Consider the following 22,212-nt stretch of genomic DNA (forward strand, 5'->3'; position numbering starts at 1 on the left):
GCGTCAGGTCCCGGTCAGGTCTTGGTGGCGGCGGCGAGGCCTTTTACCCAGGATTTCGCCGGCAACTTCGTTTGCGCGTGGATCTCCGCGGCGCGCGCTTCCAGTGCAGGGATGTCGAGCGCGCGGGCACGCTTGAACGCCAGCGCCACGACGTTGCCATCATGGACTTCCGGCAGGCTCACCACTTGCGCAAACGCGAATTTCATCGCCTTCAGGTTCTTTGCATAACTCGGATGATCGCCGAACAGGTTCACCGTCATGATGCCGTCATCGGTGAGGCAGGCGGCGCACGCCGAATAGAATTCCGCCGAATCGAGCACCGGGCCGCGCGCGGTGGCGTCATACAGGTCCACCTGCAGCGCGTCGAGCGTGTTGCGGCGTGCGGGATCGTCCACGAAGTCCAGCGCATCCATCTCGAGCACGTGCAGGCGCGTGTCGTCCGGAGGGAGCTTGAACATCGCGTGGCAGATCGTGATCACGTGCGGGTTCAGTTCCACCGCTGTCACCTGCGCATCGGGGAAGGTCCTGTAGCAGAACTTGGTCAGCGTGGCGGTGCCGAGGCCCAGTTGCGCGACGGCGCGGGGCGCGGCGTTCCACAGCATCCAGGCCATCATCTGCTGCGCGTATTCCAGTTCGGGCCAGTCGGGCTTGCGGATGCGCATCGCGCCCTGTACCCACTCGGTACCGAAATGCAGGTAGCGCACGCCATCCTGCTCGGACAGCGTGACGGGGGCGAATTTCGGCTTGTATTTCGCCGGCTTGTCTTTCGGTTTGTCTTTCGGTTCGTCCTGCGCCAGTTTGCGCACGGCGGTTTTCACGGCCGGCTGGCGGGCAGGACGGGACGATTCTTCTTTTTCGATGGATTTACGTTTGATCAGCATGGTGGCGTCCGGAGTAGACCTTTATTATCCCGCGTCGCTTTGCCCTGTAGCAAGCGCGGAAATACAGGCGTGCAAATGAAAACTGCCGGCCCAAGGGCCGGCAGTTCCGCGAGCAATGCGCTCTATCGGCGCCGATGCGCTCTATTGCTGTACCGGTTCGACCGATACGCGCAGGCGCACGCGTTCGCCCGGATCCTGCGACATATAGCTGGTGTAATTGCGGCCGCGGTAGTCATACACGACTTCATAACCGGTGGTGTGCGATTCCCATCTGTCCACGGTACGGCACTGCTTTACCGCCTGTTCCTGCACGCCGCCCGGTGCGGCATTCTGGTTGTCGACCCGGTCGCCGACCACGGCACCGGCGATCGCGCCGGCCGCCGCCGCTGCCGTGCGGCCATTGCCGCTGCCGATCTGGCTGCCCAGCAGGGCGCCGGCGATGCCGCCCACGATCGAGCCGCCCGCGCTGCGCTGCTGCGGCTGCTGAACCTGTACATATTCGGTACGGCATTCCTGCTGCGGACGGTTGACCCGTTCGACCTGCGGCGTCACGCGCACGACGCGGCCATAATCTTCGAAATCGGCAGCCTGCACGGCCGGCAGGGCGCCGAGCAGCATGGCCGACAACATACATTTAGCTTGCAGATTCATTTGAAGTACCTCTATAGGTGATTGTCTTTTTATCAGGATAAGCCAGTCCGGAACAGGAGGCGAAGCAGGGGCCGGATACACGACCCAATGGTAACGCCGGTGATGTCGGATGGTATGGGCTCATGGCAACAAAATGTAACGCCATAATGACGGTTGCGTTGTGGCGCGGATTGTCGGTAAAGCATCTTAAACGGCGCTGAAAATGACCGGTTTTTAACAAATCTTGCGGGCGCGGCCACATTAAAGTTGATTCATGCTGTACAACACGTTACCCTTACAGTCTAGGGATCGAATTGACGGAGAGAAACGCGACTAGCGCTGCCGGTGCAGCGGCACGCAGTGTCACCCAGTGTCACACAGTGCGTGCCTTGTATAGGTGCCTTCAATATAAAACACATACCGTACAACAGGTCGATTTGAGGGAAAAATGAGTTTGTTCTTAACCGTGCCGCCCAACCTCGTTCAGTCCATCAGGGCATTCCGGATCGCTGAACTACAAGAGGAGGCCGGCCGCCTGGGCCAGCATTTTTTATATGCATACTGCAATGCCGGCCTGACGAAGCAGCAAGTGCTGGGCATCATCGCCGAAGCGTTCAGGTTCCCCAAACCCTGCGGCAAGAACTTTGATGCGCTGCGCACCACGCTGACGGAAACACTGTTCGAGGCCGGCGCGCAACCCGGCTTTGTGATCGTGCTGGAACAACTGCCCAATACCCAGAAATTCGACCGCGAAGCGCGCGAAACGCTGCTCGACGTGTTCCGCGATGCGGCCGACTGGTGGGCCGAAAAGAAGGTGCCGTTCCGCGTTTTCTACTCCTTCGAATAGCCCGGGGCTGGCGGCCCGAGGTTGCCTGAGCGGCGCCGATCGTTGGTCCGCTCTGCGGCAGCGGGTACAATGTCGGCCATGAAAAATATCGTCATCCTCATTTCCGGCCGCGGCAGCAATATGGAAGCCGTTGTGCGCGCCGCCGAGGCCGAGCAATGGCCGGCCCGGATTGTTGCCGTCATCAGCAACCGCGCCGATGCGAAAGGCCTGGAATTCGCCGCCGCCCGCGGCATTGCCACCGCCGTCGTGCCGAACAAGGAATTTCCCACCCGCGAAGCGTTCGATGCGGCGCTGCAAGCCGTGATCGACGGCTTCCAGCCAGACCTGGTGGTGCTGGCGGGCTTCATGCGCATCCTCACGCCGGCCTTCGTCGAGCATTATGCGGGCCGCATGTTGAACATCCACCCGTCGTTGCTGCCGCTGTTCCCGGGGCTGCACACGCACGAGTCGGCGCTGGCCGCGGGCCACGCGGAGCACGGCGCCACGGTGCACTTCGTCACCGCCGAGCTGGACCACGGCCCGATGGTGGACCAGGCGACCGTGCCGGTATTGCCCGGCGATACACCCGACACGCTGGCGGGCCGGCTGCTGGTGCAGGAGCATCTCCTGTATCCGCGCGCCATCCGCTGGTTCATCGAAGATAAACTGATTGTCGAGAATGGCCAGGTGTATGGCCCACATCGTCCACACCCGTCGACTCCATCCTCGACTTAATTCATCACCAGGATTCCCATGAGATTGCCTCCAGCAGTACTCGCCAGCGCCGAAGAAGTGCTGCGCGAGATTTTGCGCTTTACCGCGCCGGCGGACACTACCTTGTCCCGCTATTTCAAGGACCATGCCCGCCTTGGCGGCCGTGAGCGCGGCGCCATCGCCGAGTGCGTGTACGCGGTACTGCGCAACAAGAATTTCTTCACCGAGTTTTCCGAGCCGAACGGCGGCGCCACGATGCGCCGGCTGATGTTGCTGGGCATGAGCGACGCCGTCGGCGTCGACTCGCTGCCAGGCCTGACGGAAGAAGAAACCGAATGGCTGACGCGGATGCGCGACATCGACCGCTCGCTGCTGCACAAGTCGCTGCGCACCAATATGCCGAAGTGGCTGTGGGAAAAGCTTGCCGAGCAATACGGCGAAGAAGAAGCGCTGCAACTGGCCGATGCGCTGAACCGGCCCGCGCCGCTGGACCTGCGCGTCAACGCGCTGAAGGCGGACCGCGACAAGGTGATGGCGCAACTGGCCGAAGCGCCGATTGCCGCCACGCCGACGCCGTTCGCGCCGCTGGGCCTGCGCATCCTGCGCAAACCGCAGCTGCAGAACCTGCCGCTGTTCAAGGAAGGCGCGATCGAAGTGCAGGACGAGGGCAGCCAGATCCTGGCGCAGATCCTGGGCGCCCGCCGTGGCGAGATGGTGGTCGACTTTTGCGCGGGCGCCGGCGGCAAGACGCTGGCGCTGGGCGCGCAGATGCGCAACACCGGCCGCCTGTATGCATTCGACGTTTCCGAGAAGCGCCTGGCCAAGCTGAAGCCGCGGCTGGCGCGCTCGGGGCTGTCGAACGTGCATCCGGTGGCGATCGCGCATGAGCGCGATGCCAAGATCAAGCGCCTGGCCGGCAAGATCGACCGCGTGCTGGTCGATGCGCCATGCTCGGGCATGGGCACGCTGCGCCGCAATCCGGACGTGAAATGGCGCCAGCCGGTGGAAGCGATCGCCGAGATGCACGCCAAGCAGGTGGCGATCCTGGATGGCGCCGCACGCCTGGTCAAGGCCGGCGGCCGTCTCGTGTATGCCACGTGCAGCCTGCTGAACGAGGAAAACGACGCCGTGGCCGAGCAGTTCATCGCCGCCCACCCCGATTTCCAGCTGGTGCCGATGAACAAGGTGCTGGCCGAGCAGAAGATCGAGCTGGAAATGGGCGACTACCTGAAGCTGCTGCCGCACCGGCACCAGACCGATGGCTTCTTCGCCGCCGTGTTCGAGCGCAAGCCGATGGCCAAGGCCGTGCCCGCCGCTGAAGACGGGGCCGAAGACGACACCGAGGCCTGATGAAGCAGATTCCGCTTTCCGCACTGTGGAATGACCTGCTGGGCGACCTGCGCGATCCCGGCCTGCTATGGCAGCTGGGCGCGCTGGCCGCGTCCGTGGTGCTCGGCTGGGCGCTGGCGCGGTTTGTCCTGTCGCGGATCGCGCGCCGGGAAGACCGGGGCGTCATGGCCCGATTCGGCGTGGAAAGCTTCGCCAAGGTCCTCGCGCCGCTGGCGATCGTTGGCCTGCTGTGGCTGTCGCAGGTCGTGCTGGAGCGCTGGTATCACGTCAACCTGCTGAAAGTGGCGCTGCCGATCTGGGGCTCGCTGGCCGTGATCCGCCTGACGTTCTACATGCTGCGGCGCGTGTTCGCCCGCCATGGCGAGATCGGCGCCACGATGCTCACGTTCGAGAAGATCTTCCAGGTGCTGGTGTGGATCGCGTTCGCGCTGTACATCACCGGCTACTGGGACGACATCTACCGGTATCTGGACGGCACCACGCTGCGCATCGGCAAGAACAAGGTGACGGTGGCGGAAATCCTGCAGGGAATCGTCTCGGTCGTCGTCACGCTGGTGCTGGCGATGTGGGCCGGTACCGCGCTGGAAGAACGGTTGATGGGCGTCGATACGCTCAGTTCCAGCGTGCGGGTGGTGCTGGCGCGGATCGCGCGCGCGCTGCTGATCGTGGTGTCCTTGCTGTTCAGCCTGAATCTGGTGGGCATCGATCTCACCGTGCTGTCCGTGTTCGGCGGGGCACTCGGCGTCGGCCTCGGTCTCGGCCTGCAGAAGATCGCCAGCAATTACATTTCCGGTTTCATCATCCTGCTCGAACGCAGCCTGCAGATCGGCGACATGATCACGGTCGACAAGTACAGCGGCCGGGTGGCGCGGATCAACACGCGCTACACGGTGCTGCAGGGGCTGGACGGCGTGGAGTCGATTGTGCCCAACGAGATGTTCGTGTCGAGCCCGGTGCAGAACACCACGTTGTCGAACAAGGAAGTATGGCTCAGCACGAAGGTGTTCGTTTCCTACGATACGGATCTCGATTTCGCGCTGGGGCTGCTTGAAAAGGCCGCCGCCACCGTGCCGCGCGTGCTGCAATCGCGGCCGCCCGGCGCGTCGCTGCTGACCTTCGGCGCCGACGGGCTCGAACTGCAGGTGGGTTTCTGGATCGGCGATCCGGAAAACGGCCGCGGCGGGGTCACGTCCGACGTCAACCGGGCGATCTGGAAAGCGCTGAAGGAGCATGAGGTCCTGGTGCCGTTCCCGGTGCGGGAGATGCGCATCATCGGCGCGCCGCCGGTTGCCGAAGAAGTGCCGGCGCAGGTCACCCCATAGCTTCCGTGCAATTTTTGCAGGGCTGCGCATTTCCTTGTGCAGCCCTGCAGAGTGCTTTGCGCATTTCCCCTCCGCATTTTCCCTGCGCATTTTTCTGCGCATTTTTCTGATTAACCACATGAAACCGCGAGACGGTACGCAACGCCGTGCCTGTCGTGGACGAATACGCGTACAATTGACGGTAACGTCTGCTGGCGTTGCGCAAGATTTCCGCGCGACTGGAAATTATTGATTGGATGGATAAAGCTTGAACGCTGTTTTGGACTTCCTGACCCATGGCATTACTGGTCTGTCTAACTGGCAAACCGTCATCTACACGCTGATCGTCACACACATCACGATCGCAGCTGTCACGATCTACCTGCACCGCCACCAAGCACACCGCGCCCTGGAGTTGCACGCGATCCCGAGTCATTTTTTCCGTTTCTGGCTGTGGCTGACGACCGGCCAGGTCACCAAGGAATGGGCGGCTGTCCATCGCAAGCATCACGCCAAATGCGATACCGAAGAGGATCCGCACAGCCCTGTCACCCGCGGCATCAAGAAGGTGTTCTGGGAAGGCGCCGAGCTGTACCGCGCTGAAACGAAAAACCAGGAAACGCTGAGCAAGTACGGTCACGGCACGCCGGACGACTGGATGGAGCGCAACCTGTACACCAAGTACAGCTGGCAGGGCGTGGCGCTGCTGCTGATCCTGAACGTCATGCTGTTCGGCGCCAAAGGGCTGACCGTCTGGGCGGTGCAGATGCTGTGGATCCCGATCACGGCCGCCGGCATCATCAACGGCATCGGCCATTACTGGGGCTACCGCAACTTCGACTGTTCCGATGCCGCCACCAACATCATTCCTTGGGGCATCCTCATCGGTGGCGAAGAGCTGCACAACAACCACCATACGTATGCCACGTCGGCCAAGCTGTCGTCGAAATGGTATGAGTTCGATATTGGCTGGGCTTATATCCGGATGATGGAAATGGTTGGCCTGGCGAAAGTGAAAAAGATGCCGCCGAAGCCCAAGTTCGCCGCCGGCAAGCTGCAGGCGGACCTCGACACGCTGCATGCAGTGATCGCCAACCGCTACGACGTGATGGCCAAGTATGCCAAGTCGGTCAAGCATGCCTGGGACGAGGAAGTCGAACACCTGAAACAGAAGCCCCAGCTGGAGTCGGGCTTCCTGAAGTCGGCACGCAAGCTGATGCAGCGCGAGCCGGCCAAGCTGGAAGCGGCGCAGAAGGAGCACCTGACCGAGCTGTTCCAGCACAGCAAGGCGCTCGAAACGATGCACAACATGCGCGTAGAACTGGGCGTGATCTGGGAACGTTCGCACTTCACGCGCGAAGAACTGGTCCACAAGCTGCAGGACTGGTGCCAGCGCGCGGAAACGTCCGGCATCAAGGCCCTGCAGGAGTTCTCGCTGCGGCTGCGCAGCTACGCCTGATCTTCTTCCAGCACTTCATCGAAACGGCCCTTCGGGGCCGTTTTTATTTGGCGCTGCAAAGTGTTGTAAAAATTCGGGGACAGTCCCCGATTTTTTACAACACTTTGCCGTTGGGCACACTCCGGGCTGCTCGGGCGTGCGCAACATATAGTCTGGGCAATAAAAAAGCCGCTCGAGAGCGGCTTTTTCAGTGGAGCAAAGATCGATTACTTGATCTTCGTTTCCTTGTACGTCACGTGCTTGCGGGCTTTGGGATCGAACTTCATGATCTCCATTTTGCCAGGCATCGTGCGCTTGTTCTTGGTCGTGGTGTAGAAGTGACCCGTGCCAGCGGTCGATTCCAGCTTGATTTTGTCGCGGCCAGTTTTTGCCATGATAGCTCCCTATTAGACTTTTTCGCCACGCGCACGCATGTCGGTCAGGACGGCATCGATGCCGACCTTGTCGATCACGCGCAGACCCGCGTTGGACAGACGCAGGGAGACCCAGCGGTTTTCAGATTCAACGAAGATGCGGCGGTTCTGCAGGTTCGGCAGGAAACGGCGCTTCGTTTTGTTGTTTGCATGGGAAACGTTGTTGCCGACCATCGGCTTCTTCCCAGTGACTTGGCAAACACGTGCCATGTTGCACTCCTTAAAATTACTTCCGAATTCGGAAAAACAGCAGTGTATCTAAAAAACTGAGCTTTTTCAATCACTTGGGAAAAACAATTGTGTCTCGGTTTTGCTAGGAAATTTAACATTTTCCCCTGCCGGCACATCAGCACATCGGGTGGCGCGCCGAAGTCCTTGATATCTAACGGTAAACTCCGGACAGGGCAGGCGACGATTGTTACATCTGGCCGTTTTCCGCGAAGGAATGCACGCGGTGCCCTGCAACAACGAAGTGATCGAGGATGCGGATATCGACCAGGGCCAGTGCCTGCACCAGCGAACGTGTCAGCAAAAGATCGGCCTCGCTGGGCTCCGGCGTGCCGGAGGGATGATTGTGCGCCAGCATCACGCTGGCGGCATTGCGGGTCAGCGCCTCGCGCACCACTTCGCGCGGGTAGACGCTGGTGTGCGTCAGCGTGCCGCGGAACAGTTCGCGCGCCGCGATGAGCCGGTTGCGCACATCCAGGAACAGCACGTGGAACGATTCGTAGGGCCGGCCCGCCATTGCCAGCCGCAGGTATTGCTTGGCAGCCTGCGGCGAGCAGATCGATTCGCCGGACAGCATTTCGTCGCCGATCGCCCGCCGCGCCAGTTCGATGACGGCATTCAGTTGCGCATACTTGGCCGGCCCCAGCCCCGGCACGTTGGTGAATTCCTGCAGGCTGGCGCGCAGCAGCGCCTGCAGGGAGCCGAAGTGCCGTACCATGTCGCCCCCCAGTTCGACGGCGTTCTTGCCGCGCACGCCCACGCGCAGGAAAACGGCCAGCAGTTCCGCGTCCGACAGCGCCTGCGCGCCTTCGCGGATCAACCGTTCGCGCGGGCGCTGATGCGCCGGCCAGTTCGAAATGCCCATGCGTGCCTCCGTGTTGTCATCGGAAGGCCATTATCGGAGCCGGCGAGCCGGGCCATACTGATATGGCGAAGACGAAAGCGATTCCGGCCTGTACCGCGTACGGCAGGGCACAAGCTGGCTTACAATACCGGTTTGCCCAGTTTCCGGTCACATCATGTCGAACGTCGTCACGCCTTCCGCCTATCTCACCCTGCATTACCGCCTGGCCCAGCTGGACGGTACCGATATCGTCTCCACTTTCAACGGCAACCCGGCCACGCTGATGCTCGGTTCCGGCCAGCTGGCGCCGGTGCTGGAAGAACTGCTGCTCGGCCTGCCGGAAGGCACGCATAAAACATTCGACCTGGAGCCGGGCGTGGCCTTCGGCCCGCGCAACCCGGAACTGGTGCGCCCCGTCACGCGCGCCACGCTGGACGAGAATTCGGTGCCCGGCGCGGAATACCGCGTGGGCGACCTGGTCGACTTCGCGGCGCCGGGCGGCGGCCGTTTTTCCGGCATCCTGCGCGAATTGCATGACGATGCCGCCATCTTCGATTTCAACCACCCGCTGGCCGGCCAGCCGGTGCGCTTCGAAGTCAACCTGATCTCGGTGCTGTGACCGGATGAACATCGGAATGAACATGGACAAGGAAATCCTCCTGGCCCAGCCTCGCGGCTTCTGCGCGGGCGTGGACCGCGCGATCGAGATCGTCGAGCGCGCGCTGCAGCAGTTCGGCGCGCCGATCTATGTGCGCCACGAAATCGTGCACAACGCCTATGTCGTCGCGGACCTGCGCGCCAAGGGGGCGATCTTCATCGAGGACCTGGACGATGTTCCGGCCGGCAACACGCTGGTGTTTTCCGCGCACGGCGTGTCGAAAGCGGTGCGGGCCGAGGCGGAAGCGCGCGGCCTGTCGATCTTCGACGCCACCTGCCCGCTGGTCACGAAAGTGCACGTGGAAGTGGCGAAAATGCGCAAGACCGGTTGCGAGATCATCATGATCGGCCATGACGGCCACCCCGAAGTGGAAGGCACGATGGGCCAGGCCGAGGAAGGCATGCACCTGGTGGAAACCATCGATGACGTGGCCACGCTGCGGGTGAACAATCCCGAACACCTGGCCTACGTGTCGCAGACCACGCTGTCGGTGGACGATACCGCCGAGATCATCGCGGCGCTGAAGGCGCGCTTCCCGGCAATCCAGGAACCGAAGAAGGGCGACATCTGCTACGCCACCACGAACCGCCAGGAAGCCGTGAAGTTCATGGCGCCGCAGGTGGAAGTGGTGGTCGTCGTCGGCAGCCCGAACAGTTCGAACTCGAACCGCCTGCGCGAGGTGGCCCGCAAGATGGGCACGCCGGCCTACATGGTGGACCGCGCGGACCAGATCGATCCCGCCTGGCTCGAAGGCCACCAGCGCATCGGCGTCACCGCCGGCGCATCGGCGCCCGAGGTGCTGGTGCAGGCCGTCATCAACCGGCTCAAGGAGCTCGGTGCCAGGAGCGTGCGCCCGCTCGAAGGGGTGGAAGAAAACGTCACGTTCCCGCTGCCGAAAGGCCTGGTTTGACCGCCATGTTGTAAACTGAATATTGTTCAGCATTGCCGCGATTATTCCACGCGAAGTTTTTGACGGGAATCGCTATGATGGCGGGCGCTTGCGGTAAAACCCACAAACTTGCCGATCAGACTTCTTTTGATCGGCTTTCAGGACACGCCCGGAAGTAGTAGGATGCAAGCCCGTTGCGACAGGTGCACGACTGCGCACATGGCGACAACGGCGGCAATGGACAGCGATGCCCGCGAGGGCGTCATGCGGCGGCACTGCGGGGCTATCCTCCGGGTGCCGTTTTTGTTACGCGCCGGCCGGCGATACCGGCCGGCGCGGTGATCGATCAAATAAGGTCGAACCAAGGGGAGCGATGGACACCTTCATCCAACAAATTATCAACGGCCTGGTGCTGGGCAGCATGTATGCACTGGTCGCGCTCGGGTACACGATGGTGTATGGCGTGCTGAACCTGATCAACTTCGCCCATGGCGACGTGCTGATGATCGGCGCGATGATCGGCCTCACGATCCTCAACCTCCTCGGCGCGCATTTCCCCGAGATGAACGGCTGGCTGCAGCTGGGCATCGCGATCCTGGGCGCCATCCCCGGCTGCATCATCGTCAACGTGCTGATCGAGCGTATCGCCTACCGCCGGCTGCGCAATGCCCCGCGCCTGGCTCCCCTGATCACCGCCATCGGCATGTCGATCCTGCTGCAGACGTTCGCGATGATGATCTGGGGCCGCAATCCGCTGCCGTTCCCGCAACTGCTGCCGAGCGAGCCGATCGCCGTCGGCGGCGCCGTCATCAGCGTGACCCAGGTACTGCTGCTGGCGCTGGCCGCGCTGTCGATGTGCGGCCTGGTGCTGCTGGTCGAAAAGACCAAGATGGGCCGGGCCATGCGCGCCGTGGCCGAGAACCCGCGCGTGGCCGGGCTGATGGGCGTGGACTCGAACCGCGTGATCATCTACACGTTCGCGATCGGCGCCGCGCTGGCCGCCGTGGCCGGCGTGATGTGGGGCGCCAACTACGCGTCGATCCAGTTCGCCATGGGCACGATCCCCGGCCTGAAGGCGTTCTGCGCCGCGGTGCTGGGCGGCATCGGCAACATCTACGGCGCGATGATCGGCGGCATCGTGCTGGGCATCATCGAAAGCCTGGGTGCCGGCTACATCGGCGACCTGACCGGCGGCTTCCTCGGCAGCCACTACCAGGACATCTTCGCGTTCATCGTGCTGATCCTGGTGCTGACGGTCAGGCCGTCCGGCATCATGGGCGAACGCGTGGCCGACCGCGCATAAGGAGAAGCCATGGCACTGCTCAATTTCGATATCGCGCGCAAGCCGAAGCAGGCCTACGCCAGCCTCGCGCTGCTGCTGGCCGTGATGCTGGTATTCCCGTTCGTGGCGCAGCACTTCGGCAACTCGTGGGTACGCATCGCCGACCTGGCGCTGCTGTACATCATGCTGGCGCTGGGCCTGAACGTGGTGGTCGGCTTTGCCGGCCTGCTGGACCTTGGCTACATCGCGTTCTACGCGCTGGGCGCCTACATGACGGGCCTGCTGGCATCGCCGCAATTCGCCGCGCTGCTCGAATCGGTGATCATGCTGCACCCGGCGTTCGGCGAAACGCTCGTGGCGATCCTGGGCGAGGAGATCCGCACCAACGGCATCCACCTGTCCGTGTGGTTCATCGTGCCGTTCGCGGCGGCGCTGGCCGGCGTGTTCGGCGCCATCCTGGGCGCGCCCACGCTGAAGCTGCGCGGCGACTATCTCGCCATCGTCACGCTGGGCTTCGGCGAGATCATCCGCATCTTCATGAACAACCTGAACGATCCCGTCAACGTCACCAATGGCCCGCAGGGCATCAACCTGATCGACTCGATCAAGGTGTTCGGCGTGGACCTGGCGGGCGAGCAGGGTTCCGGCGCGATGGTGAGCATCGGCGGCTGGCAGATGCCGTCCGTGAACGCCTATTATTTCCTGTTCCTGCTGTTGTGCATCGCCACGATCTTCATCACGTCGCGTCTGCAGCATTCGCGCCTGGGCCGCGCCTGGGTGGCGATCCGCGAAGACGAGATCGCGGCCAAGGCCATGGGCATCAACACCCGCAACGTGAAGCTGCTGGCGTTCTCGATGGGCGCCACGTTCGGCGGCGTGGCCGGCGCGATGTTCGCGTCGTTCCAGGGTTTTGTTTCCCCGGAATCGTTCTCGCTGACCGAATCGATCGCCGTGCTGGCGATGGTGGTGCTGGGCGGTATCGGCCACATTCCGGGCGTGGTGCTGGGCGGCCTGCTGCTGGCGGCATTGCCGGAAGTGCTGCGCCACGTGGTCGAACCTGTGCAGATGCAGCTGTTCGGCAAGGTGCTGATCGAGGCGGAAGTGCTGCGCCAGCTGCTGTACGGCCTGGCGCTGGTGACGATCATGCTGTATCGCCCGGCGGGTTTGTGGCCTTCGCCGAAACATGAAGACCGCCCGGATGGCGATTCGGATACAAAAGGACAGTCGTCCGGTGTCGTGGCGGCCTGAGGAAGCAAGATGAGCGAACCAGTCATTCTGAACATCCAGGGCGTCAACAAGCGGTTCGGCGGCCTGCAGGCGCTGACCGATGTGCGCATCAACATCCAGCGCGGCCAGATCTACGGCCTGATCGGCCCGAACGGCGCCGGCAAGACCACGTTCTTCAACGTGATCACCGGCCTGTACCAGCCGGACACCGGCACCTTCGAGCTGGCCGGCAAGCCGTATTCGCCGTCGGCACCGCACGCGGTGGCCAAGGCGGGCATCGCCCGCACGTTCCAGAACATCCGCCTGTTCGGCGAGATGACGGCGCTGGAAAACGTGATGGTGGGGCGCCACGTGCGCACGCACCAGGGCGTGTTCGGCGCGATCTTCCGCCACAAGGCGGCGCGCGACGAAGAAAAGGCGATCCGCATCCGTGCCCAGGAACTGCTGGACTTCGTGGGCATCGGCCAGTTTGCCGGCCGCACGTCGAAGTACCTGTCGTACGGCGACCAGCGCCGGCTGGAAATCGCCCGCGCGCTGGCCACCGACCCGCAACTGCTGGCGCTGGACGAACCGGCCGCCGGCATGAACGCCACCGAAAAGCTGGCACTGCGCGAGCTGCTGGTGAAGATCAAGGCCGAAGGCAAGACCGTGCTGCTGATCGAACACGACGTGAAGCTGATGATGGGCCTGTGCGACCGTATCAGCGTGCTCGAATACGGCAAGCTGATCGCCGAAGGCCTGCCGCATGAAATCCAAAGCAACCAGGCTGTCATCGACGCCTATCTGGGAGGGTCGCACTGATGGCGGCAACTGAAGGCGCAACTGCCAACGTAACCACGAACGTCCTCAGGATTTCCGGCCTGAAGGTCGCCTATGGCGGCATCAAGGCCGTCAAGGGCATCGACCTGGAAGTGAACGAAGGCGAACTGGTGACGCTGATCGGCGCCAACGGGGCCGGCAAGACCACCACGCTCAAGGCCATCACCGGCACGCTGCCGGCCTGCAAGATCGAAGGCACGATCGCTTACCTGGGCCAGCCGCTGAAGGGCATGCAAAGCTTCCACCTGGTCGAGAAGAAGCTGGCGATGGTGCCGGAAGGGCGGGGCGTCTTCACGCGGATGACGATCCTGGAAAACCTGATGATGGGTGCCTACACGCGCGACGACAAGGCCGGCATCGAGGCCGACATCGCCCGGTGGTACGACATCTTCCCGCGGCTGAAGGAGCGCTCGGCGCAGCTGGCCGGCACGCTCTCCGGCGGCGAGCAGCAGATGCTGGCGATGGCGCGCGCGCTGATGTGCCATCCGCACTTGCTGCTGCTCGATGAGCCGTCGATGGGGCTGTCGCCGATCATGGTCGACAAGATCTTCGAAGTGATCCGCGACGTGTCGAAGCAGGGCATCACGATCCTGCTGGTGGAGCAGAACGCCAAGCTGGCGCTGCAGGCCGCCGACCGCGGCTACGTGATGGATTCCGGTGCCATCACGATGACCGGCAACGCCGATGACATGCTGCACGATCCGCGTGTGAAGGCGGCTTACCTGGGCGAGTAGGAACAGGCAAACGCAGCACCCGGAGACCCGGAAAATGGGGGACGGACCCTGGTTTTCAGGAAATTTCCTGAAAACCAGGGTCCGTCCCTATTTTTCGTCCGGGGAATAAAAAAAAGCCCCGGACAGAGTCCGGAGAATAAAAAAAAGGCCCCGGACAGAGTCCGGAGAATAAAAAAAGCCCCGGACAGAGTCTGGAGAATAAAAAAAAGCCCCGGACAGAGTCCGGAGGATAAAAAAAAGCCCCGGACAGAGTCCGGGGCGTGCGAAGGACATCCGCTGAGAGGATCCACGGATGCCGAGGAGACCTGATACAGCGATGCTTTCAGTGCGCCGGCGTGGCCGGCGCAAGTCCTACGTTCCTGCTACTACGTTCCTGCTATTACGCTGCTGCCGCGGCGGCGTTGGCGGCCGGGGCGGATTTCACGGCGGAGGTGAACTGGCTCACGGCGGCGTTCACGTTGGCTTCGTACGTTTCAGCAGCTTGCTTGGCGGTGCGGGTGATCTGTTCGTAACCGGCATTGGCGCTGCCCAGGGCGGACTTGAACAGGGCCACGGCATTTTCGGTGCCGGCTGGTGCGTTCTTGCTCACTTCGTCAACCAGCGAGATGACCTTGCGGTTGGTTTCCAGGATCTGCGCTTCGGCGGCTTTCGAGAACTCGGCAGCCGTGCTCGAGGCGATCGATGCCAGGTTGCGGCTGTAGGCAATGGCTTTTTCGGCGTTCGGCTGGGCGCGGGCGGCGGTCAGCGAGAAGAATTCTTGCGGATCCTTGGCGGCCAGCAGCTGCTTGGCGGCAGCGGAGGTATCTTCCAGCGAAGCTTTGGCGGCGGTCAGGTTCAGGTCGACAAGCTTCTCAACACCTTCGAACGCCTTGTTCGTCAGGGAGGTGAAAATCGCGAATTGGCTTTCGAAGTTCGCCTTGGTCGCATTGGAAAATTGCTCAGGAATCGAAAACATGTGGTTCTCCAGTAATGGAATATCGTGAATGAAAGCTTGCTGTAGTCTGTGCCAGCTATTGTGCAACGCAACATGCTCAATTTTACGGCTGCACAGATTTAAGTCAAGCGAAATTTGTGCGTTGCACAAAAGCATGAGTTCGTCTGCTCGATCAACATGGCCGTGCTAAAGTTGCAAGATGTCGCACTTCCTGTCGCCCATTCCCCTGTTTTTCGTCTTCCTGTGGAGTACGGGATTCATCGTCGCCAAATTCGGCCTGCCCTATGCGCCGCCGCTGACGTTCCTCGTGATGCGGTATGCCTGCGCGGTGGCGGTGCTGGCGCCGGTGGTCTGGCTGGTCAAGGCACCGTGGCCGAAAGGGAAAGCCGGGCATATCGCCATGGCCGGCCTGCTCCTGCATGGCGGCTACCTGGCCGGCGTGTGGTGCGCGATCAAGCTGGGCATGCCGGCCGGGCTGTCGGCGCTGATCGTGGGAATGCAGCCGATCCTGACGGCCTTCGCGGCGCCCCTGATCGGCGAACGCGTCACGCCGCGCCAGTGGCTGGGGCTGCTGTTCGGCCTCGGCGGCGTGGCGCTCGTCGTTTATGCGAAAATCTCGCTGGCGGGCCTGTCGTGGCAAGCCGTTGTCCTGTGCCTGGGTGCGTTGCTGTCGATCACGGCCGGCACGTTGTACCAGAAGCGCTGGTGTCCGCAATTCGACCTGCGCACGGGCGCGGCGATCCAGTTTTCCGCCTGCTTCATCGCAACGCTGCCGTTTGCCGTGGCGTTCGAGGCGCTGACGCCCGCCCTGGACGCCATCGCGTGGTCGCCGCGCTTCGTCGGCGCGTTGCTTTGGTCGGTGCTGGGCCTGTCGATCGGCGCGATCTTCCTGTTGTTCGCGCTGATCCGCCGCAGCGACGCGACCCAGGTCACGAGCCTGCTTTACCTGACGCCGCCCACCACCGCGCTGATGGCGTGGCTGATGTTCGGCGAGGCGTTCAGCGCCCTCGGCGCGGCCGGCATGGCGCTGGCCGTGGCGGGGGTGTTCTTCGTGGTTCGCAAATGAGGATAAAGATGATCTCCAGTCCAGCACAGCAGGCGGTGGATGCCGCCATCACGTCGCGCCGGTCGATCCGCGCATTCCTGCCCACGCCCGTTGCCCGCGAAGACATCGCCGCGATCCTGGAGGTGGCGCGCCGCGCGCCGTCCGGTACCAATACCCAGCCGTGGAAGGTCTATGTGCTGACGGGCGCCGCCCGCGACAGGCTGTGCGCGCGCATCACCGGGGCCTACCGCGACCCGGAGCAGAATCGCCGCCACGAAGAGGAATATGCCTACTATCCGCGCGAATGGAAATCGCCCTACATCGATCGCCGCCGCAAGGTGGGCTGGGACCTGTATGCGCTGCTGGGGCTCACGCGCGACAACAAGGAAGGCATGGCCGCCCAGCATGCCCGCAATTTCCATTTCTTCGATGCGCCGGTGGGCCTGATTTTCACGATCGACCGGATCATGGAGCAGGGGTCGTGGCTCGACTATGGCATGTTCTTGCAGAACATCATGGTCGCGGCCAGGGGGCGCGGCCTGGATACCTGTCCGCAAGCGGCTTTCACACAATTCCATTCGATCATTGCAGAAGAGCTGGCATTGCCCGACAATGAAATGGTGGTGTGCGGGATGGCGCTGGGGGTTGCCGATCTGTCCCGGATCGAGAACTCGCTCGTCACCGAGCGCGAGCCCGTGGAGGGTTTTGCCACGTTTATTGAAGGGTAAGATTCCGTTGCGGCGCTGCGTCATGATTGTTGATTGCGCTACCGATCTGCTCAATTTTCGTGCTCAGCAATGTGAATTTCTGTTGTGCGCGATCTGTGTTTTGCTACACTGCAACGTATTCGCGCAATTGATCATCACTGATCCTTTAACTTCGCGCCCAGCTGCTCATTCGGGGATATCTCATGTACAAAGTAATCGTTGCCGCTTTGATTTCCGCGTTGTGCATCACTGTGCCAGTCACTGCCGTGCAAGCGGCGGATGGTGTCAGGAAAACCGCGGTCAAGAAAACGACGGTCAAGAAATCGGCTGCCAGCAAGACGGCGGTCAGGAAATTCGCCATCACGAAAAAGGCCGTCAAGCGCGCGGGCGTCCGCCGCCAGGCGGCGGCCGAACCGGCGGACAGGATGGTGCGCCGTGTCGTCATCGTGCGCGGCAAGAAGAAAGTCGTATTCCAGCGCGTTATTGTCGCTGCCGCTGCCGCCGCCGCCGTGCCGGCGCTGGCGCGCCCGACAATGGGCGACATGGCCGGCCTGAATCTCACGCGCGATCCGCTCGACCTGAAATCGAACGTGGCCCTGGTGGTCGACCAGAACAATGCCGAAGTGCTGTTTGAAAAAAATGCCGGCGTGGCGCTGCCGATCGCATCGATCACGAAGATGATGACCGGGCTCGTGGTCGTGGAGGCCAACCAGGACCTCGATGAAGTGCTGACGGTGACCGAGGACGATGTCGACCGCGCCAAGTTTTCCAGCTCGCGCCTGAAAGTGGGGGACCAGCTGACCCGCCGTAACATGCTGCATATTGCATTGATGAGCTCGGAAAACCGGGCTGCCTCCGCGCTGGGCCGCAATTACCCCGGCGGCTTGCCCGCGTTCGTGAGCGCGATGAATGCCAAGGCGCGCGCGCTGGGCATGACGGAAACGCGTTACGCGGATTCCACCGGCCTGTCGAAGCAGAACGTGGCGAGCGCGCGCGACCTGGCCAAGCTGGCAATGGCTGCCTATGAGCACCCGATGCTGCGGGAATTTTCCACCGATGCGAAAGCAATGGTCGAACGCAACGGCCGTCCGGTGCAGTTCGGCACCACCAACGGCCTCGTCGTGCCCACCTCGGGCTGGCAGATCGGCTTGCAGAAGACCGGCTTCATCAACGAGGCGGGCCGCTGCGTGATGATGCAGGCGGTGATCGAAGGCCGTTCCGTGATCATGGTGCTGCTCGATGCCAAGGGCACCGCGGCACGCGTGGCCGATGCGATGCGGATGAAAAAATGGCTGACGGCGCTGAAACCCGCGTCATTCCCTGAAACCGCCGGCGCCGGTGCGGTGATCGGCGGCGGCGCCGCCGCGATGACTCACTCCGCGGCCGGCATGTAACCCAGCGTGGCCGAGATCTGGTTGGCGGTATTGACCAGGTCTTCGAGCCAGTCGTCCTGCAGGCGGTCGGCCGGTGCCGAGATCGACAGCCCGGCCACCAGCTTGCCGCTGTCGTCCCGGATGGCCGCCGCCATGCAGCGTACGCCCAGTTCCAGTTCCTCGTTGTCGCGCGCGTAGCCGCGCGAACGCACCAGCGACAGTTCGCGTTCGAGCCGCGACAGATCCGTGATCGAATTCTTGTTGTGGCCCGCCAGCCCGGTACGGGTGGCGTAGGCGCGGATCGCCTTGGGTTCGTCCACCGACAGGAACAGCTTGCCCGTCGACGTGAGGTGCAGCGGCCCGCGGCCGCCGATGGCCCGCACCACCTGCATGCCCGAGCGCTCCGAGAATGCGCGATCGATGTACACGATTTCGTCGCCCTGGCGCACCGACAGGTTGATCGTCTGCTGCGTTTTCTTGTGCAGTGCGCGCATGAAATCCAGCGCCGCCTCGCGCACCGAGAGCCGGCTCTTGACGACATTGCCCAGTTCCAGCAGGCGCATGCCGAGCCGGTAGGTGCCCGGTTCGATGCGGTCGACGAAGCGCGTCAGCACCAGGTCGTTCAGGATCCGGTGCGCCGTCGACGGGTGCAGGCCCGACACCTTCGACAATTCCTTCAGGCTCACCGGGTCCGGGTACCTGGCCAGCGCATCGAGCAGGCCCACCATGCGGTCGATGACCTGGATGGTCGTTTTTTGTTCTGGAACGGATTCGATTTTCATGATGTGGTTGGTGCGGTGCAGTATGTACCCGCTTCTTTATACCATGATGTGAAAAAATTGGGAATTGTAGCGGGGCTCCAGAGTAACCGGTCGGTATAATGGCGCACCTCAATCCACGGTGAATCCATGTCCCAGCCTGTCAGCGAATTCAAGAGCAAGAGCGGTCTCAAGCGTATCGTGGCGGCCTGTTCCTATTCGCTCGATGGCTTGCGCACGGCGTGGCGCCACGAGTACGCATTCCGGCAAGAACTCATCCTGTTCTTTGTGGCCGCGCTCGTGGCGCTGCTGCTGCCGGTCTCGGCGTTCCAGAAGCTGGCACTGATGGCCGTGCTCGTGCTGGTGCTGATTGTCGAACTCATCAATTCGGCGATCGAGGCCGTGGTCGACCGTATTTCGCTGGAACGCCATCCATTGTCGAAAAACGCCAAGGACCTGGGCAGTGCGGCCGTGCTGCTGGCCTGCCTGCTGGCCATGGCCACATGGGGCGTAGTGTTGTTCAACCGCTTCTGGTAACACGCTTCATATACGATTTTGTCATAACGAAGCGTCAAAATGTTCGTTCTCAATCATAAGCTCAGCAGCTAATCTGCACTCTCCAAACATAAGGGGAATCAGATGTTGTCCAAGAAACTTTCCACGCTGGCCGCCGCAGTTGTTACGACCCTTGCCGTATCGCTGACCGCACACGCGGCCGAAATCACCCTGCTGAACGTATCGTACGATCCGACGCGGGAGCTGTACCAGGACGTGAACACCGCCTTCGCCAAGGAGTGGAAGGCCAAGACGGGCGACGACGTCAAGATCAAGCAGTCGCACGGCGGCTCCGGCAAGCAGGGCCGTTCGGTGATCGACGGCCTGCAGGCCGACGTTGTCACGCTGGCGCTGGCCTACGACATCGATGCGATCGCCGAAAAGGGCCTGGTCAACAAGGACTGGCAAAAGCGCCTGGCGAAAAATTCCACGCCTTACAGCTCGACCATCGTGTTCCTGGTCCGCAAGGGCAACCCGAAAGGCATCAAGGACTGGGGCGACCTGGTCAAGCCGGGCGTGGCGGTGATCACGCCGAACCCGAAAACCTCCGGCGGTGCGCGCTGGAACCACCTGGCCGCATACGGCTATGCACTGCGCCAGCCGGGCGGCACCGATGCCACCGCGCGTGACTACCTGAAGAAACTGTACAAGAACGTGCCGGTGCTCGATTCCGGCGCGCGCGGTGCCACCACCACGTTCGTCGAACGGGGCATCGGCGACGTGCTGCTCGCCTGGGAAAACGAAGCGTTGCTGGCCATCAAGGAACTGGGCCCGGACAAGTTCGAGATCGTGGCACCGTCGGTGTCGATCCTGGCCGAGCCGCCGGTGGCCGTGGTCGACAAGGTCGTCGACAAGCGCGGCACCCGCAAGGTGGCCGAGGCCTACCTAAACTTCCTGTACACCGATGGCGCGCAGGAAATCATCGCCAAGAACTACTACCGCCCGACCGTGGAGAAGGAAGCGAAGAAATTCGCTGCGCAGTTCCCGGCGGTGAAACTGTTCACGATCGGCGACGTGGCCGGCGACTGGGCCAAGGCGCAGAAGACGCACTTCGCCGACGGCGGCGTGTTCGACCAGATCTACCAGAAGTAATTTCCAAACCGGGAGAAGGCGCATGCCGGGCAGTTTTTCACGATTCCGTGTGCTGGTTGCACCGGGCCTGCACGACAGCGGCCCGGAACATTGGCAAAGCCGCTGGCAGCGCCTGTATCCCGGCTTCGAACGCATCGGGCAGGATGACTGGAACGATCCGATCCTGCCGATCTGGAGCGCGCGGGTGGATGAAGTCCGGCAGCGCGACACCCGGCCCGCACTGATCGTGGCGCACAGCTTCGGCTGCCTTGCCACGGTGCACAGCGTGGCACGCGATCCGGCCAATGTCGCGGGCCTGCTGCTGGTGGCGCCGGCCGACCCGGAGAAGTTCGGCGTGGCCGCGCTGCTGCCGGATGCGCCGCTGCCCGTCCCTTCGATCATGATCGCCAGCACCAACGACCCGTGGATGCCGCTCGAGCGGGCGCGCCAATGGGCAGGGCAATGGGACAGTGCCTTCATCGATGGCGGCGCCCTGGGTCACATCAATGCCGAGTCGGGTTTGAAGGACTGGCTGTTCGGCCAGCAGCAGTTGCAATTGTTGGCCGATCGGGCGCACAATGTGAAAACAACACAATATTGATTTTCGTCTAATTACTGGATACTGGAGAGTTTCATGACGCTACGCCTTGGCGACATCGCACCTGACTTCGAGCAGGATTCTTCCATCGGCAGCCTCAAGTTCCACGAATGGGCGGGCGATTCCTGGGTCGTGCTGTTCTCGCATCCGGCCGATTTCACGCCGGTGTGCACCACGGAACTGGGCCTGACCGCAAAGCTGAAGCCCGAGTTCGACCAGCGCAACGTGAAAGCGATCGCACTGTCCGTCGACCCGGCCGACGCGCACAAGGAATGGATCAAGGATATCGAGGAAACCCAGAAGACCGTCGTAGGTTTCCCGATCATCGCCGATGCGGACAAGAAAGTGGCCACGCTGTACGACATGATCCATCCTGAACAATCCGCGACCGCCACCGTGCGCTCGCTGTTCGTGATCGACCCGGCCAAGAAGATCCGCCTGCAGATCACCTACCCGATGAGCACCGGCCGCAACTTCGACGAAATCCTGCGCGTGATCGATGCGCTGCAGCTGACCGACAAGCACACCGTGGCCACGCCGGGCAACTGGAAAGACGGCGACGACGTCATCATCCCGCTGACCGTGCAGGATCCGGAAGTGATCAAGCAGAAGTACCCGAAAGGCTTCACCGCCCCGAAACCGTACCTGCGCCTGACGCCGCAACCGAACAAGTAATCGCTGGCGCACTTCGACAAACCCGGGCATGCCCGGGTTTTTTGTTGCCGAAATTAGGGCGGTGTGTTGCCAAAAAACGGGGTCAGACCCCGGTTTCAGGAAACATTGCTGAAAATTGGGGTCTGACCCCGGTTCCAGGAAATGATTTTGGTGTGAACACGTCGACAGCCCGCACGGTTGCGTTATATCGATTCCTGCATCTAAGCAAATGACAAAAGGTTAGTTTGGTTTATAACGCCCA

General features: G+C 62.3%; 25 protein-coding genes. 18 read left to right on the forward strand and 7 right to left on the reverse strand.

Translation table 11 applies throughout. The features are described from left to right. Nucleotides 1-14: 14 nt before the first annotated feature. Nucleotides 15-881: a spermine/spermidine synthase domain-containing protein gene (locus GJV26_RS19430; protein ID WP_155710406.1), complete on the reverse strand. Its 867-nt coding sequence runs from the start codon at nt 879-881 to the stop codon at nt 15-17. 141 nt (nt 882-1,022) lie between these two features. Further along, nucleotides 1,023-1,532 (reverse strand): glycine zipper 2TM domain-containing protein, encoded by a 510-nt coding sequence (locus GJV26_RS19435; RefSeq protein ID WP_155710407.1) that lies wholly within the window; start codon nt 1,530-1,532, stop codon nt 1,023-1,025. Between the two features lie 427 nt (nt 1,533-1,959). On the opposite strand from GJV26_RS19435, the gene GJV26_RS19440 reads away from it, so the two are divergent. The 5 genes from GJV26_RS19440 to GJV26_RS19460 all read left to right on the forward strand — a co-directional run bounded on the left by GJV26_RS19440 (nt 1,960) and on the right by GJV26_RS19460 (nt 7,161). Continuing rightward, a complete protein-coding gene (locus GJV26_RS19440) occupies nt 1,960-2,358 on the forward strand; it encodes a barstar family protein (protein ID WP_155710408.1) in 399 nt (132 codons plus the stop codon). Nucleotides 2,359-2,436: 78 nt separating this feature from the next. After that, on the forward strand, nt 2,437-3,072 hold the full coding sequence (purN, locus tag GJV26_RS19445; RefSeq protein WP_155710409.1) for a phosphoribosylglycinamide formyltransferase: 636 nt from the start codon (nt 2,437-2,439) through the stop codon (nt 3,070-3,072). Nucleotides 3,073-3,090: 18 nt separating this feature from the next. After that, nucleotides 3,091-4,401: an RsmB/NOP family class I SAM-dependent RNA methyltransferase gene (locus GJV26_RS19450; protein ID WP_155710410.1), complete on the forward strand. Its 1,311-nt coding sequence runs from the start codon at nt 3,091-3,093 to the stop codon at nt 4,399-4,401. Next, nucleotides 4,401-5,723 (forward strand): mechanosensitive ion channel family protein, encoded by a 1,323-nt coding sequence (locus GJV26_RS19455; RefSeq protein WP_155710411.1) that lies wholly within the window; start codon nt 4,401-4,403, stop codon nt 5,721-5,723. The genes GJV26_RS19450 and GJV26_RS19455 overlap by 1 nt, the downstream gene beginning before the upstream one ends. Nucleotides 5,724-5,970: 247 nt before the next feature. Then, nucleotides 5,971-7,161, forward strand: a complete 1,191-nt coding sequence (locus GJV26_RS19460) for a DesA family fatty acid desaturase (RefSeq protein WP_155710412.1) — start codon at nt 5,971-5,973, stop codon at nt 7,159-7,161. Between the two features lie 206 nt (nt 7,162-7,367). Here GJV26_RS19460 and rpmG read toward each other — a convergent pair whose 3' ends face one another. The 3 genes from rpmG to radC all read right to left on the reverse strand — a co-directional run bounded on the left by rpmG (nt 7,368) and on the right by radC (nt 8,667). Next, complete coding sequence (gene rpmG, locus GJV26_RS19465) at nt 7,368-7,535, reverse strand: 50S ribosomal protein L33 (protein WP_050411857.1); 168 nt, start codon at nt 7,533-7,535, stop codon at nt 7,368-7,370. A 12-nt stretch (nt 7,536-7,547) separates the two neighbouring features. Then, nucleotides 7,548-7,784, reverse strand: a complete 237-nt coding sequence (gene rpmB / locus GJV26_RS19470; protein ID WP_026637479.1) for a 50S ribosomal protein L28 — start codon at nt 7,782-7,784, stop codon at nt 7,548-7,550. Between the two features lie 208 nt (nt 7,785-7,992). Further along, on the reverse strand, nt 7,993-8,667 hold the full coding sequence (gene radC / locus GJV26_RS19475; protein ID WP_155710413.1) for a RadC family protein: 675 nt from the start codon (nt 8,665-8,667) through the stop codon (nt 7,993-7,995). Between the two features lie 154 nt (nt 8,668-8,821). Between radC and GJV26_RS19480 the strand changes: the two genes are divergently transcribed. From GJV26_RS19480 to GJV26_RS19505, 6 genes are all read left to right on the forward strand, one after another. Further along, nucleotides 8,822-9,265, forward strand: coding sequence for an FKBP-type peptidyl-prolyl cis-trans isomerase (locus GJV26_RS19480; protein WP_155710414.1), 444 nt, complete (start codon nt 8,822-8,824; stop codon nt 9,263-9,265). A 22-nt stretch (nt 9,266-9,287) separates the two neighbouring features. Continuing rightward, nucleotides 9,288-10,214, forward strand: coding sequence for a 4-hydroxy-3-methylbut-2-enyl diphosphate reductase (gene ispH / locus GJV26_RS19485; RefSeq protein ID WP_173346235.1), 927 nt, complete (start codon nt 9,288-9,290; stop codon nt 10,212-10,214). Between the two features lie 352 nt (nt 10,215-10,566). Continuing rightward, nucleotides 10,567-11,496: a branched-chain amino acid ABC transporter permease gene (locus GJV26_RS19490; protein ID WP_155710415.1), complete on the forward strand. Its 930-nt coding sequence runs from the start codon at nt 10,567-10,569 to the stop codon at nt 11,494-11,496. Nucleotides 11,497-11,505: 9 nt separating this feature from the next. Continuing rightward, nucleotides 11,506-12,723: an ABC transporter permease subunit gene (locus GJV26_RS19495; protein ID WP_155710416.1), complete on the forward strand. Its 1,218-nt coding sequence runs from the start codon at nt 11,506-11,508 to the stop codon at nt 12,721-12,723. 9 nt (nt 12,724-12,732) lie between these two features. Beyond that, entirely contained in the window at nt 12,733-13,503 is a 771-nt protein-coding gene (locus tag GJV26_RS19500; RefSeq protein ID WP_155710417.1) for an ABC transporter ATP-binding protein, read from the forward strand. Continuing rightward, nucleotides 13,503-14,255: an ABC transporter ATP-binding protein gene (locus GJV26_RS19505; protein ID WP_155710418.1), complete on the forward strand. Its 753-nt coding sequence runs from the start codon at nt 13,503-13,505 to the stop codon at nt 14,253-14,255. The genes GJV26_RS19500 and GJV26_RS19505 overlap by 1 nt, the downstream gene beginning before the upstream one ends. A gap of 379 nt (nt 14,256-14,634) precedes the next feature. On the opposite strand, the gene phaP is transcribed toward GJV26_RS19505, so the two are convergent. Further along, on the reverse strand, nt 14,635-15,210 hold the full coding sequence (gene phaP / locus GJV26_RS19510) for a phasin family protein (RefSeq protein ID WP_155712596.1): 576 nt from the start codon (nt 15,208-15,210) through the stop codon (nt 14,635-14,637). 178 nt (nt 15,211-15,388) lie between these two features. Here phaP and GJV26_RS19515 point away from each other — a divergent pair, with 178 nt between their 5' ends. The 3 genes from GJV26_RS19515 to GJV26_RS19525 all read left to right on the forward strand — a co-directional run bounded on the left by GJV26_RS19515 (nt 15,389) and on the right by GJV26_RS19525 (nt 18,335). Then, the gene (locus GJV26_RS19515) at nt 15,389-16,255 is read left to right on the forward strand and encodes a DMT family transporter (protein WP_155710419.1); all 867 of its coding nucleotides are present in this window, start codon (nt 15,389-15,391) and stop codon (nt 16,253-16,255) included. 8 nt (nt 16,256-16,263) lie between these two features. Next, nucleotides 16,264-16,962 (forward strand): nitroreductase, encoded by a 699-nt coding sequence (locus GJV26_RS19520; RefSeq protein ID WP_155710420.1) that lies wholly within the window; start codon nt 16,264-16,266, stop codon nt 16,960-16,962. Between the two features lie 182 nt (nt 16,963-17,144). Next, nucleotides 17,145-18,335 carry a serine hydrolase gene (locus GJV26_RS19525; protein ID WP_155710421.1) on the forward strand — a complete coding sequence of 397 codons (1,191 nt, stop codon included), beginning with the start codon at nt 17,145-17,147 and terminating at the stop codon, nt 18,333-18,335. Here GJV26_RS19525 and GJV26_RS19530 read toward each other — a convergent pair. Further along, the gene (locus GJV26_RS19530; protein ID WP_155710422.1) at nt 18,314-19,096 is read right to left on the reverse strand and encodes an IclR family transcriptional regulator; all 783 of its coding nucleotides are present in this window, start codon (nt 19,094-19,096) and stop codon (nt 18,314-18,316) included. The genes GJV26_RS19525 and GJV26_RS19530 overlap by 22 nt on opposite strands. 126 nt (nt 19,097-19,222) lie before the next feature. On the opposite strand from GJV26_RS19530, the gene GJV26_RS19535 reads away from it, so the two are divergent. The 4 genes from GJV26_RS19535 (at nt 19,223) to GJV26_RS19550 (ending at nt 21,971) form a co-directional block, all read left to right on the forward strand. Then, complete coding sequence (locus GJV26_RS19535; protein WP_155710423.1) at nt 19,223-19,609, forward strand: diacylglycerol kinase; 387 nt, start codon at nt 19,223-19,225, stop codon at nt 19,607-19,609. 102 nt (nt 19,610-19,711) lie between these two features. Then, nucleotides 19,712-20,719 (forward strand): sulfate ABC transporter substrate-binding protein, encoded by a 1,008-nt coding sequence (locus tag GJV26_RS19540; protein WP_155710424.1) that lies wholly within the window; start codon nt 19,712-19,714, stop codon nt 20,717-20,719. Between the two features lie 22 nt (nt 20,720-20,741). Further along, nucleotides 20,742-21,299, forward strand: coding sequence for an RBBP9/YdeN family alpha/beta hydrolase (locus tag GJV26_RS19545; protein WP_155710425.1), 558 nt, complete (start codon nt 20,742-20,744; stop codon nt 21,297-21,299). A 33-nt stretch (nt 21,300-21,332) separates the two neighbouring features. Beyond that, entirely contained in the window at nt 21,333-21,971 is a 639-nt protein-coding gene (locus tag GJV26_RS19550; protein WP_155710426.1) for a peroxiredoxin, read from the forward strand. Nucleotides 21,972-22,212: the final 241 nt, after the last annotated feature.

This window comes from Pseudoduganella dura, from assembly GCF_009727155.1.
GTDB classification, from domain to species: domain Bacteria; phylum Pseudomonadota; class Gammaproteobacteria; order Burkholderiales; family Burkholderiaceae_D; genus Rugamonas; species Rugamonas dura.

Bases quoted from the DNA above. Each gene is read 5' to 3' on its own strand.
- rpmG (WP_050411857.1), bottom strand. From the start codon at position 7,535: ATGGCAAAAACTGGCCGCGACAAAATCAAGCTGGAATCGACCGCTGGC.
- GJV26_RS19480 (WP_155710414.1), top strand. From the start codon at position 8,822: ATGTCGAACGTCGTCACGCCTTCCGCCTATCTCACCCTGCATTACCGC.
- GJV26_RS19490 (WP_155710415.1), top strand. From the start codon at position 10,567: ATGGACACCTTCATCCAACAAATTATCAACGGCCTGGTGCTGGGCAGC.
- GJV26_RS19440 (WP_155710408.1), top strand. From the start codon at position 1,960: ATGAGTTTGTTCTTAACCGTGCCGCCCAACCTCGTTCAGTCCATCAGG.
- ispH (WP_173346235.1), top strand. From the start codon at position 9,288: ATGGACAAGGAAATCCTCCTGGCCCAGCCTCGCGGCTTCTGCGCGGGC.
- GJV26_RS19515 (WP_155710419.1), top strand. From the start codon at position 15,389: ATGTCGCACTTCCTGTCGCCCATTCCCCTGTTTTTCGTCTTCCTGTGG.
- GJV26_RS19525 (WP_155710421.1), top strand. From the start codon at position 17,145: ATGTACAAAGTAATCGTTGCCGCTTTGATTTCCGCGTTGTGCATCACT.
- phaP (WP_155712596.1), bottom strand. From the start codon at position 15,210: ATGTTTTCGATTCCTGAGCAATTTTCCAATGCGACCAAGGCGAACTTC.
- GJV26_RS19430 (WP_155710406.1), bottom strand. From the start codon at position 881: ATGCTGATCAAACGTAAATCCATCGAAAAAGAAGAATCGTCCCGTCCT.
- GJV26_RS19545 (WP_155710425.1), top strand. From the start codon at position 20,742: ATGCCGGGCAGTTTTTCACGATTCCGTGTGCTGGTTGCACCGGGCCTG.
- GJV26_RS19505 (WP_155710418.1), top strand. From the start codon at position 13,503: ATGGCGGCAACTGAAGGCGCAACTGCCAACGTAACCACGAACGTCCTC.
- GJV26_RS19495 (WP_155710416.1), top strand. From the start codon at position 11,506: ATGGCACTGCTCAATTTCGATATCGCGCGCAAGCCGAAGCAGGCCTAC.
- rpmB (WP_026637479.1), bottom strand. From the start codon at position 7,784: ATGGCACGTGTTTGCCAAGTCACTGGGAAGAAGCCGATGGTCGGCAAC.
- GJV26_RS19450 (WP_155710410.1), top strand. From the start codon at position 3,091: ATGAGATTGCCTCCAGCAGTACTCGCCAGCGCCGAAGAAGTGCTGCGC.
- GJV26_RS19435 (WP_155710407.1), bottom strand. From the start codon at position 1,532: ATGAATCTGCAAGCTAAATGTATGTTGTCGGCCATGCTGCTCGGCGCC.
- GJV26_RS19550 (WP_155710426.1), top strand. From the start codon at position 21,333: ATGACGCTACGCCTTGGCGACATCGCACCTGACTTCGAGCAGGATTCT.
- radC (WP_155710413.1), bottom strand. From the start codon at position 8,667: ATGGGCATTTCGAACTGGCCGGCGCATCAGCGCCCGCGCGAACGGTTG.
- GJV26_RS19535 (WP_155710423.1), top strand. From the start codon at position 19,223: ATGTCCCAGCCTGTCAGCGAATTCAAGAGCAAGAGCGGTCTCAAGCGT.
- GJV26_RS19500 (WP_155710417.1), top strand. From the start codon at position 12,733: ATGAGCGAACCAGTCATTCTGAACATCCAGGGCGTCAACAAGCGGTTC.
- GJV26_RS19520 (WP_155710420.1), top strand. From the start codon at position 16,264: ATGATCTCCAGTCCAGCACAGCAGGCGGTGGATGCCGCCATCACGTCG.
- GJV26_RS19540 (WP_155710424.1), top strand. From the start codon at position 19,712: ATGTTGTCCAAGAAACTTTCCACGCTGGCCGCCGCAGTTGTTACGACC.
- GJV26_RS19455 (WP_155710411.1), top strand. From the start codon at position 4,401: ATGAAGCAGATTCCGCTTTCCGCACTGTGGAATGACCTGCTGGGCGAC.
- purN (WP_155710409.1), top strand. From the start codon at position 2,437: ATGAAAAATATCGTCATCCTCATTTCCGGCCGCGGCAGCAATATGGAA.
- GJV26_RS19530 (WP_155710422.1), bottom strand. From the start codon at position 19,096: ATGAAAATCGAATCCGTTCCAGAACAAAAAACGACCATCCAGGTCATC.